Annotated in this window: 14 protein-coding genes; 2 read left to right on the top strand and 12 right to left on the bottom strand. The window is 63.9% G+C overall.

What is annotated here, in order from left to right:
- Positions 1-38 precede the first annotated feature (38 nt).
- A complete protein-coding gene (locus FJ418_RS01875; RefSeq protein WP_140710541.1) occupies positions 39-1,787 on the top strand; it encodes a hypothetical protein in 1,749 nt (582 codons plus the stop codon).
- On the opposite strand, the gene FJ418_RS01870 is transcribed toward FJ418_RS01875, so the two are convergent.
- From FJ418_RS01870 to FJ418_RS01830, 9 genes are all read right to left on the bottom strand, one after another.
- Positions 1,788-1,973: a hypothetical protein gene (locus FJ418_RS01870; RefSeq protein WP_140654223.1), complete on the bottom strand. Its 186-nt coding sequence runs from the start codon at positions 1,971-1,973 to the stop codon at positions 1,788-1,790. It lies immediately after the preceding gene.
- 78 nt (positions 1,974-2,051) lie between these two features.
- Positions 2,052-3,086 (bottom strand): UDP-glucuronic acid decarboxylase family protein, encoded by a 1,035-nt coding sequence (locus FJ418_RS01865; protein WP_140863287.1) that lies wholly within the window; start codon positions 3,084-3,086, stop codon positions 2,052-2,054.
- Positions 3,087-3,108: 22 nt separating this feature from the next.
- Positions 3,109-4,218 carry a glycosyltransferase gene (locus tag FJ418_RS01860; RefSeq protein ID WP_140710545.1) on the bottom strand — a complete coding sequence of 370 codons (1,110 nt, stop codon included), beginning with the start codon at positions 4,216-4,218 and terminating at the stop codon, positions 3,109-3,111.
- The gene (locus FJ418_RS01855) at positions 4,215-5,309 is read right to left on the bottom strand and encodes a glycosyltransferase (protein WP_140654218.1); all 1,095 of its coding nucleotides are present in this window, start codon (positions 5,307-5,309) and stop codon (positions 4,215-4,217) included. Before FJ418_RS01855 ends, FJ418_RS01860 begins: the two co-directional genes overlap by 4 nt.
- Positions 5,306-6,433: a glycosyltransferase gene (locus FJ418_RS01850; RefSeq protein WP_140784790.1), complete on the bottom strand. Its 1,128-nt coding sequence runs from the start codon at positions 6,431-6,433 to the stop codon at positions 5,306-5,308. Before FJ418_RS01850 ends, FJ418_RS01855 begins: the two co-directional genes overlap by 4 nt.
- Positions 6,434-6,435: 2 nt before the next feature.
- A complete protein-coding gene (locus FJ418_RS01845) occupies positions 6,436-7,536 on the bottom strand; it encodes a glycosyltransferase family 4 protein (protein WP_140654214.1) in 1,101 nt (366 codons plus the stop codon).
- The gene (locus FJ418_RS01840) at positions 7,521-8,813 is read right to left on the bottom strand and encodes a TIGR04295 family B12-binding domain-containing radical SAM protein (RefSeq protein ID WP_140863285.1); all 1,293 of its coding nucleotides are present in this window, start codon (positions 8,811-8,813) and stop codon (positions 7,521-7,523) included. The genes FJ418_RS01845 and FJ418_RS01840 overlap by 16 nt, the downstream gene beginning before the upstream one ends.
- Positions 8,810-9,883, bottom strand: coding sequence for an NAD-dependent epimerase/dehydratase family protein (locus FJ418_RS01835; RefSeq protein ID WP_140710555.1), 1,074 nt, complete (start codon positions 9,881-9,883; stop codon positions 8,810-8,812). Before FJ418_RS01835 ends, FJ418_RS01840 begins: the two co-directional genes overlap by 4 nt.
- Complete coding sequence (locus tag FJ418_RS01830; protein ID WP_140710557.1) at positions 9,880-10,986, bottom strand: SDR family NAD(P)-dependent oxidoreductase; 1,107 nt, start codon at positions 10,984-10,986, stop codon at positions 9,880-9,882. Before FJ418_RS01830 ends, FJ418_RS01835 begins: the two co-directional genes overlap by 4 nt.
- Before the next feature lie 189 nt (positions 10,987-11,175).
- Between FJ418_RS01830 and FJ418_RS01825 the strand changes: the two genes are divergently transcribed.
- Positions 11,176-11,445, top strand: a complete 270-nt coding sequence (locus FJ418_RS01825; protein WP_140646358.1) for a hypothetical protein — start codon at positions 11,176-11,178, stop codon at positions 11,443-11,445.
- A gap of 95 nt (positions 11,446-11,540) precedes the next feature.
- Here the strand turns inward: FJ418_RS01825 and FJ418_RS01820 are convergent, their stop codons facing one another.
- From FJ418_RS01820 to FJ418_RS01810, 3 genes are all read right to left on the bottom strand, one after another.
- Positions 11,541-11,780, bottom strand: coding sequence for a hypothetical protein (locus tag FJ418_RS01820; RefSeq protein ID WP_140654208.1), 240 nt, complete (start codon positions 11,778-11,780; stop codon positions 11,541-11,543).
- A 59-nt stretch (positions 11,781-11,839) separates the two neighbouring features.
- Complete coding sequence (locus tag FJ418_RS01815; RefSeq protein ID WP_140784792.1) at positions 11,840-13,018, bottom strand: zinc-dependent alcohol dehydrogenase; 1,179 nt, start codon at positions 13,016-13,018, stop codon at positions 11,840-11,842.
- 77 nt (positions 13,019-13,095) lie between these two features.
- Positions 13,096-13,881, bottom strand: a complete 786-nt coding sequence (locus FJ418_RS01810) for an SDR family NAD(P)-dependent oxidoreductase (RefSeq protein ID WP_140784793.1) — start codon at positions 13,879-13,881, stop codon at positions 13,096-13,098.
- Positions 13,882-13,933 lie beyond the last annotated feature (52 nt).

Below are 13,933 nucleotides of genomic sequence, written 5' to 3'. Positions count from 1 at the left end.
CGGTTCGCGTTGGCGGCAGACAGCCGGGTAGGAGCCGCATGATCGTCTTCGGCGACCACAAGCGAGCGCACAGCGCACAACAGCTCAGGGAAGCTGTGTTGGCCGCCGCGAGAGCGATCGGCGATCTGCCCGCGGGCATCGAGCGCCACGCTGCCCTGGTCGATCTTTTCGTCGGCGCTTCCGAACTTATACAAGGCCTTGCCGATGCGGAATTCGACATCAAGGGCGGCGATTGGAATTCCTCGAGACAGAAGCTGGGGTCGGAAATTCTCGTCGAGTTGTCGGAGGAAGTGCTGCGATCCTGGCAACAAGGATTTGTCCGGCATGGAGTGCTCGATGCGTCGCTGCTTGCGAAGCTTGCCGGCATGGACTGTGGCAACGAAATAACCACCGGCCCGGCCGAAGGCTACGCGCTTTATGCGCTATATCCGGAAACCTATCTGCTTGCAGCGCTGCGGTCGGGACTCGACGCAAACACATGCGTCATCGGCATCCGCAGCATTGGTCTCGGCTTGGCGGCGATGGTCGCCGCCGCCCTGCATGCGCCGCCGCCTGTTAGCGTGCGACCGATCGGCCATCCGTTTTCCCGGCACATTTGCGCCGCGCCCGAACTCCTCGGCTCTTGGCGCGACAGACCTCTTGCCAAATTTGCCATCGTTGATGAAGGTCCGGGCCTCTCCGGCAGTTCCTTTCATGCTGTCGTTGCCTGGCTGCGCCGGCAGGACATCGACCAGGAGCGCATTCATCTGTTCCCAAGCCACCGTGGCGGGCCGGGCGTGCAAGCTTCGGCAGACATGCAGGCTATTTGGAGTCACTGCTCGCGCCATGTCGCGGACTTCGAAGCGGCCTTCGATGGATGCGTCGCGCCGAACCTTCGCCGATGGGTGGCGAACCTCCTCGGCAAGGCCGATGTCGAACTCAGCGACATTTCCGGCGGCGAATGGCGCAAGCATATTTCCACGGCGCCGGAGCATTGGCCTCCGGTGTTTGCCGGATTTGAGCGGCGAAAATTCCTGGCACTGGCGGGCACGGAGCGTTGGTTGGTCAAGTTCGCCGGTCTCGGCGGGACCGGGCAGCACAAGCTGCACACGGCAAGGTCGGTGCACAGGGCCGGTTTTGGAACGCAGCCTGCCGGACTCTGCCACGGCTTCCTGATCGAGCGTTGGACAGACGCGGACAGGCTGGATCGGACAGAGCTGGCCAGGGACCTGCTGGTCGAATGGCTTGGACGCTATCTCGGCTGGCGCGCTGCCGAGTTGCAGACGGAAGAGGCCGGCGCGTCGCTGGAGAGGCTTGCAGACATGGCCATGCAAAACTGCAGGGAAGCCTTGGGGGAAGAGCCGGCCCAAGCATTAAAGGGTTGGTTCGCCCGCCACTCCTCACATTCCTTCCTGCGGAGGATCGAGATCGACGGACGCCTGCACCCGTGGGAATTTCTGGTTCGGCCGGAGGGAACCCTGCTCAAGACGGACGCCGTCGACCATTGCCGCTCGCACGACATTGTCGGCTGTCAGGACATAACGTGGGACATTGCAGGCGCGACGGTGGAATATGAGCTTTCCGACGCCGAGCTTTCGCGGCTCATCCAAGGCGTTGAGGCAGAAATGTCGCGTGCCGTCGATCATTCCTTGGTGGACTACATGGAGCCCTGCTATCTCGCCTTCCAGCTTGGGCTGTGGACGATGGCCCGACAGTCGACACACGGCGATGAGCGGATAAGAGCCACGCGCGCCGCCGACCGCTACGAAACCAGGCTTTCGCGTTTTATCGAGCGCGCGAGGACCTGATCAGTCCAGCCTGCGCAGCATGTCCGCTTCCTCCTCCAGAATTGTGGCCACTTCCTCGCGCTGCAGATGTGTCATCATCAGACTGACGCAACATTCGAGATAGGTGATGGAGGCTCGCCGCAGGAACGCGGCGGTTTCGGCCGCCGCCATCTGGTCGATGTCCTTGATTGGTCGCTTCGGCTGCACAGTTCTTCTCCATGACGGTTGTCATGTCCAACCGCAACCCCGGTCGGTTGTTCCGCTACGGTGAAGGAAGCCACCGCCTCAGAGCTGAAGGTTCTGAGCTTTTCCGGCCTCAGTCCTCTTGACCGGTACGATGGCCTCCATCGCGAGGTCGTCGAGCCTCGAGAAAAAGGCGATGGTTTGCAGTAGGCCTGGCCTGAGAGGCACCTTCGGTGACCAGCCGAGAAGCGCTCTTGCGCGGCCTATGTCGGGCCGCCGGCGGCGCGGGTCGTCCTGCGGCAAGGGCAGGAATTTCACGGGTGATCTGCTGCCGGTCAGTTCCCGAACCAGCCTTGCCAATTCGAGGATCGAAAACTCGCCGGGATTGCCCAGATTGACCGGCTGTCGCGGATTGGGATCGACATCCATAAGGCGTCGCAATCCTCCGATCATGTCGCTGACATAGCAGAATGAGCGCGTTTGCCGGCCATCGCCGAATATCGTCAGCGGCCGTTTCTCGATCGCTTGCATGACCAGGTTGGACACGATGCGGCCGTCGGCTGGGTCCATTCTGGGACCATAGGTGTTGAAGATGCGGGCGACGCGAATATCGGCCATCTCGGCCCGCAGATAATCGAAGCAGAGCGTCTCCGCGGTGCGCTTGCCCTCATCATAACAGGCGCGCGGTCCTGTGCAGTTGACGTGGCCGACATAGTCCTCGCGCTGTGGGTGCTGTTCTGGATCGCCGTAGACTTCGCTGGTCGATGCCTGCAGGAAGCGGGCGCCGTTGCTTGCGGCGAGCGCGAGCAGATTGAGCGTTCCGATCACACAGGTGCGCGTTGTGTGGATCGGATCGGCCTGGTAGCGGGGCGGCGATGCCGCGCAGGCCAGGTTGAAAACGCGGTCGACAGCCTCGCCGAGTTCCAGCGGGACGCAAACGTCCTGCTCGATCAGCCGGAACCGGGCTTGGCCGATTAGCGAGCTGACATTCTCCATTCGGCCCGTAAGAAAGTTGTCGACGCATATGACGCGATACCCGTCGTCAAGCAGGGCCTCGCACAAATGCGAACCGAGGAAACCGGCACCGCCGGCGACAAGCGCCGCCCGTGTCTGCTGAACCCTTCTTGATCGCCGCATCTGCAAAGTCTCCTGTCTCTATTCATGCTGCACTTTCCACGTTCAGATCGATTGCCGCGCGCGTATGGACTGACTGAGTCAAAGTCAGAACGAATTCACGCGCCCGAGCGCCGCCGGTGTGGCTTGCAAGCACCGCCTCGCGTGCCGAGCGGGCCATATCGAGTCTGGCCCGCTCCGATTTGGCTGTGAGGATTTCCTGCACGTCGCCGGCACTGGCTGCGGTCTCGATCGTCGATTCGGGGAAGAAGCTGTCGAGACCGGGCCAGCGGTCGCTGATGATCGGTGTGCCGCAGGCCGCGGCCTCGAAGAGCCGCACGCTGGGCGACCATCCTGCCGCGATCATTGACGCCCGCGTAAGGTTCAATGTGTAACGCTGGCGGCTGTAGAAGGCGGCATGTTCGGCGGGCGGCAGGTGCTCGATCCGCTGGACGTTGTCCGGCCAGGCGATGTCGAATGGATATTGCGAGCCGGCGACGACGAAGCGGCGGTCCGGCAGGCACCGCGCCGGCTCCAGCAGCAGCGTTTCGAGGGCGAGCTGCCGGTCGGCGCTGTAGGTTCCAAGATAGCCGAGATCCCATTCGATCGCGTCTCTGGTGCGATGGTGTCGCTTTGGATCGACCGAGCAGTAGAGCGGCTCCGTTCGGAGGGCGCCGAACTCCGATCTGAGGCGCTGCAACGTCGGTCCGCCGGTGAAGGAGAAGTAGACGTCGAAATAGGGGATCTGCCTGCGGGCAAGGTAATCGCAATCGTCCTCGGCAACCCGCGCCAGCGTCACTGGCGTGTCGATGTCGTAAAAGCAGAACTGTCCAGTGCACAGCGAAGCGAGGTCGTCGATGATGGCCCTGCCTTCCGGCACGAAGGAGCCTATCACCACCGCGTCGGCCCGCTGCAACTCCTGCCGGTGATTGCGGCGCAGCTCTGAGACCGTCTGGTAGTAGCGCAAGTCGCAGAAATCGGGGTCGCGCAGGTCCCGGTGATGCGCGTACCAGGGCACGTCGCGTTCGAGGAAGGTGACGCGATGGCCGAGCTCGTTGAGCGCGCGCAGCAGCCCCCGGAAAGTCGTCGCGTGGCCGTTGCCCCAGGATGAGGATAACGAAAGTCCGAGGAAAACGATGTCGAGCGGTTTCGTCATTCCGCGGCCTCCATTGCCCGGCGCTCGAAATGCGCCTTGAAGATGTCGTCCACCAGCCGGGCTCTCAGCGTGTAGGTATGCTCGGCCAGAACGCGCCGCAGCGCTGCGGCGCCGATCGCCTTCGCCCGTGTCGGCGTCAGCGTGCGCACGATCTCGGCGACGTCGGCACCGTCCCGCGCGACCAGGATCTCTTCGCCAGGGGTCAGGAACAACTCGACGCCGAGCCAGGCATCGGTGATTAGGCATGCACCCGCGCCCGCCGCTTCGAAGACGCGTGTCGCGGGCGAAAACCCGTTGGCCGCCATGCTGTCGCGGCTGATGTTGAGCACCGCCTTCGGCGTGACGTTGAAGGCGTTGTGATCGCGCGTACCGACATGGCCGAGCCACGAAACGTTCGCCGGCAAGGGCTTGTCGCCCCAGCCGGATCCACCAAGCAGGAAGCGTTGGCTGCCAAGCACACGGGCCGGGTCGAAGAAGAAGGCGTCGACGCGCGCCTCGCGGTCGGGCAGCCGATTGCCGAGGAAAGCGAGGTCACAGGCAAAGCCCGGATTTGCGGCGACCGGATGATGTGTCTCGGGATCGAGCGCGTTATAGATCGGCACGCATTCCGCGGCGCCGAGCGCGCGATAATCCCAAACCACGGGATCGCCGCCGCCATAGGTCAGAACAAGGCCGATCCTCTTCAAGGTCTCATGCAGGGGGTGTTCGGCATGATTGCGCAACTCGCTTAAGGTCGCCGGCGCGTCGACGTCCCAGAACACGGTCAGCGCATCCGGGCGAGCGTTGTCGAGAACCGCATGCAGTAGCGCCTCGTCCTCGAAGCCGACGCCGCTTGCCTTGACCACGACGTCTGCCTGCGCGGCGCAAGAGGCGACCTGCATCAGCGCATGCGCTGTCGGCTCGTAGACGACGACGCTGCACCAGTCCGGCGCCTTGATATCGCGATGCTTCTGGCGATCGTAGACATCGGGCTCATAGAAGACGATGTCATAGCCGCGCTTCGACAACGCCTTGAGCAAGCCCCGATAATAGGTGGCCGCGCCGTTCCAGTAGGACGACAGAAGGCTCGATCCGTAAAAGGCGATCTTCATGCGACGGCCTCCCTTGCAGGTTTGATTTCAGCGACCTCGCGATTGCCGCATGCGGCGAGAATGTCGAACAACTCGTCGACGCGGTGCCGGCATGTGTGGCGCGCAAGGATGGTTTCCCGGCCGGACGCGGCGAGCGCCTCCGCACGCTGGCTGTCGTTCAGCACGTCGCGAAGGTGACCTTGCATCTCGGCGCCGTTCCGGGCGAAGAGGAAATCCTTGCCGGCGCGGAACAGTCCTTCGACATCCGACCATGGCGCCGAGACCAGCGGAATGCCGCAGGCCATCGCCTCGAACATGCGTATGGTCGGAATGCCGGGCAGGCTCTCCCGATAAGGTCGGCGGGGGATGTGCATGGTGACGCGATGCCGGGCGAAGCTCTTCGGCACGTCGGCATTGGCAATCCAGCCATCATAGCGCAGCCCTGCCTCGGCAAGCGCGGCTCGGGCATCGGTCGGATAGCGCACGCCGTGCACGGTTCCCGACAGCGCGAGAGCGCTCGCCGGCTCGATCAGGAACTCGGCGATCTCGGCGCTGCGTTCGTCGTCGCCCCAATTGCCGATCCAGACGAGGTCGGAGACGGGGTCGACATCCGGGCACGGCTTGAACAGCCGGTCGTCCGCCGCCTCATGCCAGGTGAAGACCCGTTTGCCCCAGCCGGCGCGAAGATAGCTCTCGCGCAGCACCTCGCCGAAGACCAGCACCCCGTCGTAATGCTCGAGCTGAAGTGCCGCTATCGCCTGCATCGCCGATACGGCGCGGTGATGGGTGTCGTGGAACAGGAGCGTGAAATTGCCATAGGCTCGCGCCTGTCCGATGCGCGCGACAAGATCCTTGTCCGTCCATTCGTGGACGATCACGACATCCGCGCCGGCGAGCCAGGCTTCGTGCGCGAAGCCGGGGCCATAGCTCAGCGCCATCAGCTCCGGGAAATCCTTGCGGAAGCGCTCGACGGCGAAAGGGCCTTGCTCGGCAAGCAGATTCGATCGGCTCCAGCCGTCGGCGGGTTCCAGCGCGACCGCCTCATGTCCGCGCGCGACGAGCTCGCGCATGATGCCGCGCTGGAAATGCGCGTTGCCGTGATTCCAGTCGGAAACGGCGGAATGGGTGTAGAACACGAAGCGCATGGTCAAAGCCCTGCCATGGCCGTCGCCGCCCGATCGTAGACCTCTCGCATCCGCGCCGTCTGGGCGCTGAGCGAGAATTTGCGCGCCCGTCGGGCGGCGCGCTGACCGAACTGGCGTCGCAAGCTTTCGTCACGCGAGAGCCTGGCGATGCAGCCGGCAAGCGCGTGGGGATCGCGCGCGTCGAAGAACGTCGCTGCTCCGTCCCAGATCTCGCGGTAGGTCGCGATGTCCGCCAACACCAAGGGGGTGCCCGCAGAGGCTGCCTCCAGGGCGGCCAGCCCGAAAGGCTCGTAGATGGACGGCGAGACAAACATGCTGGCCCGCGCCATCAATTGCCGAACCTCGCAATGGCTGATCGAGCCAAGCGAGATGCAATGATCGAAGAACAGGCGCTGTCCATCCGGACCTTCAGTTTCGCCTGCGGCGAAAACGGGAGGGCCACACAAGGCAGCCGCGGCATCGAGCGCCAATCCGTTTTTGCCCTCATCCCACCAGCGGGCGGCAGCGAGAACGAAGGACTCACGATGCGCGCTTGCCGGGCCGGGGAGCGCACCATTGTGGACGACGCTCAAGCCCGCGATCGGACCGTAGCAGGCTCCGAGCATGGCGGCATGGCTTCGGCTCGGCGCGACAATGGCTTCGGCGCGGTCGAATCCGGCGCGGTTGCGCTCTCGTTGCCACGCCCAATCGCCCTCGGGCATTTGCGCCCGCACTGCATGCAGCCATGTGACCACGCAGGAATGGGATACCGCGACGATCGGACAAGTCAGCTCGAGACCGGCTGCCTGCGCCGGCGCATTGAGGTGTACGAGATTGATTGCATAGTCCGACGCAAGCTCCTGCAATTCGCCAGGCAACCGGTCGAGATCTTTCGTGTCGCGCGTCATCCAGTCCGGCGGGCATTTCAGCCAAACCAGCGCGGCGATGGACCGCGCTTCCCGAGCCTGTTCGGGGGAAGGCTCGGGTCCCAGCCCGGCAAGCACGATGCTGTCGCCGCTGGCCACCAGCTCTCGCGCCAGATCGAGCGAATAGCGCCAGACTCCGCCGACGGCGTCAGTCGTCATAAGGATGCGCCGCGGACGATGGGTCAGTGATTGCAGCATGAGGACTCCAACTCAGCCAGCGCATGCGGCCGCTGGTCCTGGATGTCGCTGAAGGATCGGAAGGAGGCGAGGTAGTGCTCATGGGCGCGCTCCCAGGCGAGGTCGTCGGGTTCGCCCCACAATTCGCGGTAGCTGGGAGAGCTCGGATAGGGATAGAGCGGCACGGGCTCGTTCGCCCAGACGCCGTGATCGATGAGGTGCTTGCGCCAATAGTCCACCAGCGTCGGGTCGTCCTCGACCACGCCAATCAGATTGGCCTGGACGAAAGGCACATGACGGCGGGCGTCAACCAGAAGCGCAGCCAGATCCTCTGTGTCGAGCCGACAGCGCTTGGCGAGCATCGCGCGGCCCTCGACGGTCAGGCTTTCAAGACCGGCCTCGATCGAGACGCAGCCGGCCGCGCCAAGCAGTTCGAGCAGTTCCGGCTTCCAGAGGTCGATACGTGTCTGAACGCCGAACTGGACGTCGCGTTCGACCAAGGCCTCCAGCAGCGCCTTCTGCGGCAGGAAGATCTCGTCGATGAAATAGATATAGCCGACCCCTTGATTGATCAAACCGTCGATCTCGGCCACAACGGCGTCGTGCTTCCTGCGCCGATATGCATCGCGGAAATCGATCTTGGCGCAGAAGCTGCAATTATAGGGGCAGCCGCGCGACGCTTCCACCTCGGCGCCGGCGCCCTTCTGATGGGCATCGAACCTGTGGTGGTGGTGGCCATGCGCGGCGATCCAGTCGGACGGCCAGGCGAGCGCAGCATGATCGACGAACGGGCTGGCATGCACGCCGCCATTGCACACTGGAAGGTCGTTTTGGAGCCGGGCCGTATGCGCAATCTTGCTCCAGTCGCTCTGCCGTGCAAGCTCCGTCACGACGTCCTCACATTCACCGCGCACGACGACATCGACGCCGAGCTTGCGTAGGGTCGGTGCAGGCGTCGCCGAGCCATGCGGTCCGACCGCCACGGTTCGTCCGCCGCGTCCGGCGAGATGGCTGAGGAATTCCCCCGGCACGCGCAGTTCAGGCGGCGCGCAGCGCCAGAACAGATAGGTCGGCGCGGTGGTGACCACGGTCATGTCCGGCGCGAATGACGCCACCTGCTCTGCCAGCGCCGCGTTGTCGAGGACCTGCAATTGCCCGTCCAGCATCATGACGTCGTGACCATCCGCTTCCAGCATTGCCTTCGAATAGCCGAGCTCCAGCGGCAGATGCGGCTGCCGGCAGCCGAAATAGATGCTGTGCTCATACGTCCAGAACGGATTGACCAAGGCGACTTTCATGCGACGTACCTCGTGGCTTCCGGGCGCGACTGGAGCCGATGTCGCACCAGCCAGCTGGCGAGATCGCAGACGCCTTCGCGCCATGGGACACGCGCCTGCCAGCCGATCGCGGCTTGCAGCTTGCGCGTGTCGGCGACGAAGAATGGTTGGTCGCCAACGCGCTCGCGGTCGTGGCGAAGCGCGACGTCGCTGCCCGTCATCTCGGCTATCTCCGCCAGCAGCACGCGCAGGCTGACCGCATTGCTCGGGCCGCCGCCCAGGTTGAACGCCTGGCCCTTGAGGTCCTCAATCCTGGCCAACACGCCGCGATAGGCGGCTACGGCATCGGACACATGCAGGATGTCGCGCACCTGCCTGCCGTCGCCGTAAACGGTAATCGGCCGGCCGGACAAGACGCTGAGTAGAAAATGCGCGACCCAGCCCTGATCCTCGGTGCCAAACTGGCGCGGCCCGTAGATGCAGCTCATGCGCAGCACCGCTGTCGGGAGTCCGTAGGATTTGGAATAGTCGAGCACATACTGATCGGCCGCGCCCTTCGAGCAGCCATAGGGCGTGCAGAAATCAAGGCCCACCTTCTCATCGACCCCGCTCGCACGTACCTTCTCGTCAAGCGGCTCGCAGTGATCGTCGGCTTGCCGCACCGCGATCTGGGGCAGGCTGCCATAGACCTTGTTGGTGCTGGCGAAGACTACCGGGACGCCGGTGCTGCGAGCGGTCTCCAGCACGTTGAACGTGCCTTTGAGGTTGATGTCGAAATCCTGCGCGGGATCGACCAGGCTGGTCGTCACGGCGGTCTGGGCGGCGAGGTGAAAGATCGCCTTTGCCGGCGCCAGCGCCGCCGCCAGTGCGCTGGCATCGCGTATGTCGACTGTTTCGGCGCTCAGCCGGTCGCCGTGCTTTTGCGCCAGCCAGTCGAGATTCTGCTCGACGCCCGGGCGGCTGAGATTGTCGACGACAAGCACGGCCTCGCCATCGGATAGCAGGCTGTCGGCCAGGTTGGAGCCGATGAAGCCGCTGCCGCCAATGACGGCTATCGGTGCCTTGCGCGGATGGCGGTGGCTCTGGGTCATGAGACCAATCCCCGCTCTTCCAGCTCGCGCCGCATGTCCGCGCCCCGGTCGATAACGACGCTGTTGCGGACCCATGCCGCGAATTCGCCGAGCGAATCTTCCAGCCGACGCTTCGGCTCAAAGCCCAGCAGTTCCCGGGCCTTGGCGATGTCGGCGAAGCAGTTGCGGATATCGCCGGAGCGCGCCTTGGTGAGGATTTCGGGCGGCCGCTTTGGGATGCCCATAGCCTTGGCAAGAAGACGGGCCACGTCCCTGATCGAATAGGCGTGGCCGCTGCCGATGTTGATGGCATGGCCGGCGGCCTGGCGCTGCTCCAGCGCCAGCCGGAACGCGGTGGCGACATCGCGCACATGAACGAAATCGCGCTTCTGCTCGCCGTCCTCGAAGATCGTCGGCCGCTTGCCGTTGGCAAGGCGCGAGGCGAAGTTGGCGAGAACGCCGGTGTAGGGATTGGCAAGCGCCTGTCCGGCGCCGAACACGTTGAACAGGCGCAGTGCAACGGCATCGACGCCGTAGGCCTGGCCGAAGATCAGCACCGCGCGTTCCTGCGCATACTTGGTCAGCGCGTAGATCGAGGCGAGATCGGGCCGCTTCTCCTCGTCCGTCGGAAGAGGCGACAGTGTTTGGCCGGTCGCCGACAGCAAATCCCAGCGGCCCTCCCTTATATCGGCAGGCTTGCGGCGCGCATTGTCGATCCGCTCGCCGTCCGGAGTCTGATAGAGGCCTTCACCATAGATGCTCATGGAGGACGCCACGACGATCCGTTCGACCGGCTTCTTGATGAGTGCCTCGAGCAGCACCGCCGTGCCGAGATCGTTCGTGCCGACATAGCGGGCGATCTCGTACATGGACTGGCCGACGCCAACCTCGGCCGCCAGATGGATCACGGCATCGACGTCTGAAACCGCCTCAGCGACAGCGTCGCGGTCGCGCACGTCCCCCTTGATCAGTTCGGCCCCCGTAGGGAGGTTGATGGCTTCGGCGCCGTGCACCTGTTCGACAAGCGCGTCGAGCAGGCGCACCTGATAGCCATGGTCGGTGAGTTCCTGGGCGACGTGGCGGCCGATGAAGCCGCAACCTCCCGTAACCAATACACGTTTCACGATGACTCCCTTGCGGATTTGGCTTCGGCGCCCCGAACTGCGCGGCAAAAGGTTTGTTCCCTGCTTCAACAAAGTTCCCGTCTCAGGAGGTGCCGCAGCTTTGTCAGAGAGCCGTTCCACCATCTGGAACATTGCCTGTTGGCTGCTGTTAGGACCGCTCATCGGTCCCCGCTGCAGAAAGGAAAGTCCATGTCCGAGGCCAAGACGACCACCAACCACGACGAAATCCGGAAGTGGGTAGAAGAACGGAATGGCCAGCCGGCTGTCGTTCGCACGAAAGGCAAGGGCGGCATTCTGCGCATCGATTTCGGGGAGCCCGAAGACACGCTCGAACCGATCGAATGGGACGAATTCTTCCGCATCTTCGACGAGAACGATCTCGCCTTCCTGCATCAGGATGAAGCTGGCGGCGGAACGAGCCGCTTCAACAAATTCGTCGAGCGCAGCCGGAAGAGCTGACGGCCAAGGGTAGTGTCATGGCGCCGTTGAAGGGAGAGGAGACCCTGCAACGGCGCCGCGACAGACGGTCAGGCTGCCGCATTTGTTCGTCCCGCTCAATCGAGCGGCTTGTCCGTCGGCCTGGGTGTCGGCCCGGCCTCGCGGCGCCGGCCGGCATTGCGGCTGGCAACACGGTTATCGAGCGGCGAGGACGATGGCTCCGGGGCGCCTGCGGTCTTCGGAGCGATCGGCTTCGCGCCTGCATCGCTGCCCTGCGCATCGCGACGCGGATGTGGAAGACCTCCGCGGTCGGGCGACTTCACTGGAGGCTTGGACGTATCTTTCGCTTGAGCCATTTCGAACCTTCCTGGTTCAGTCAGAGATATGCAAAGCCTATCATTCGCTATCGGCGCTATCAGCCGTGCGGGCGCATCACCACTTTGATGCAGCCGTCCTGCTTGTCGCGGAATGTCTTGTAGAGGCCGGGTCCGTCTTCGAGGCCGGCGCGGTGGGTGATGACGAAGGACGGGTCGATCTCGCCGCTCTCGACCTTTTGAAGGAGCGGCTCGAGATAGCGCTGGGTGTGGGTCTGGCCCATGCGGAATGTCAGCCCCTTGTTCATCGCCGCACCGAAGGGAATGTGATCGACCAGGCCGATATAGACACCGGGCACCGAGATGGTGCCGCCCTTGCGGCAGCAATAGATCACCTCGCGCAGCACATGCGGCCGGTCGGTGCCGAGATAGACGGTGGCCTTGGCCTTATCGAGCATGGAATCGGTCGTTGCGGTTGCATCGGCCTCGGTGCCGACGCAGTCGATGCAACTGTCCGGCCCGCGCCCGCCGGTCATGGCCATCAGGGCATCGTAAATATCGGAATTGCTGAAATCGAGCGTTTCCGCCTTGCCGTAGTCGCGCGCCATGGCGAGCCGTTCCGGCACCTTGTCGATGGCGATGACGCGGCCTGCGCCGAGCATCCACGCGCTCTGGATGGCAAACTGGCCGACCGGTCCACAACCCCAAATGGCGACAGTGTCGCCTTCCTGGATGCCGGCATTCTCGGCCGCCATGTAGCCGGTCGGAAAGATATCGGAGAGGAACAGCACCTGCTCGTCATCGATGCCGTCGGGCACCTTGATGGGGCCGACATCGGCGAAGGGAACGCGCAGATACTCGGCCTGTCCTCCCCAGTAGCCGCCGACCAGATGCGAATAGCCGAACAGGCCCGCGGGCGACTGGCCCATGACCTTGGCAGCCTGCTCGGCGCTGGGGTTCGACCGGTCGCAGAGCGAGAACAGGCCGTTCTGGCAGAACCAGCATTCTCCGCACGAGATGTTGAAGGGCACGACGACGCGATCGCCCTTCTTGAACTTCGTATGGGCGCGGCCGACCTCCACCACTTCGCCCATGGTCTCGTGGCCCAGCACGTCGCCCGATTTCATCGTCGGCATGTAGCCGTCCATCAGATGCAGGTCCGAACCGCATATGGCGCAGCAGGTGACCTTAATGATGATATCGCGGTCGTTCTCGATCGCCGGATCGGCGACCTGATCGCAACGAATGTCGCCTTTGCCATGCCATGTCAGGGCTTTCATTGGGATTGTTCCTATGAATTGTGGGTCCTAGCGATGCGGCGGAACTGACGCTGAGCGGGAATGTCCCCGGATCATTTTCAGCCCTCTTTCGCCGAACCCGGCTCGGCCATCTCGCGGTGCTGTTCGGCCAGCGAGCCGGCCGGCGTGACATGGGCGGCGGCGACCTGCATCTTGTTCTTCCAGCCGCTGACGACCTGTTCTTCGCCTGCCATCAAGGCATCGTAGCCGTCTTTCGCCACATCCGCGGGGTTGTCCTTCTCCTGCGTTGCGACCTCGGTGTCCATCATGTCGGCACGCTCGAAGAAGCGCGTCTGCGTGGCCCCCGGCATCAGCACGGTCACGCTCACGCCGCTGTCTTTCAACTCGTGGCGCATCGCGATGGCAAAGGAATCGATGAAAGCCTTGGTGCCGTTGTAGACCGCCTGGAACGTACCCGGCATGAAGCCGGCAATGGAGCCGGTGAACAGGATCCGGCCGCGACCGCGCTCCACCATTTTGCGGCCGAGCTTATGTGCGAGGTAGACGGTGCCGGTGATGTTGGTGTCGATGACGCGGCGTGCCTGGCTCCAGTCCTGGTCGACAAAGCCTCGGCCCAGGCCGCGCCCTGCATTGAGGAAGAGAAGATCGATGTCGCGATCGCCGATCTTGGCGATCAATTTGTCGGCGCCGTCCTCGCTTGCAAGGTCGGCCTCCACTGCGTCGACCGAGACGCCATGCGACTGGAGCGCCTCGGCGGCCTGCTCGATGGCCGGCTCATCGGCGACAATGGCTAGATCGTAGCCGTCCTTGGCGCAGAGTTTCGCGAGCGCCTTGCCGATGCCGCTCGAGGCGCCGGTGACGACCGCCAGTTTCCTGTTTCCCATCCGATCCTCCTGAGTGGTTCGGCCGAACATCCGGTTGGACCGAATGTTCCTC

This window comes from Mesorhizobium sp. B2-8-3 (assembly GCF_006440815.1).
Classification (GTDB): Bacteria; Pseudomonadota; Alphaproteobacteria; order Rhizobiales; family Rhizobiaceae; genus Mesorhizobium.
This window is presented reverse-complemented; position numbering and strand designations above follow the sequence as displayed.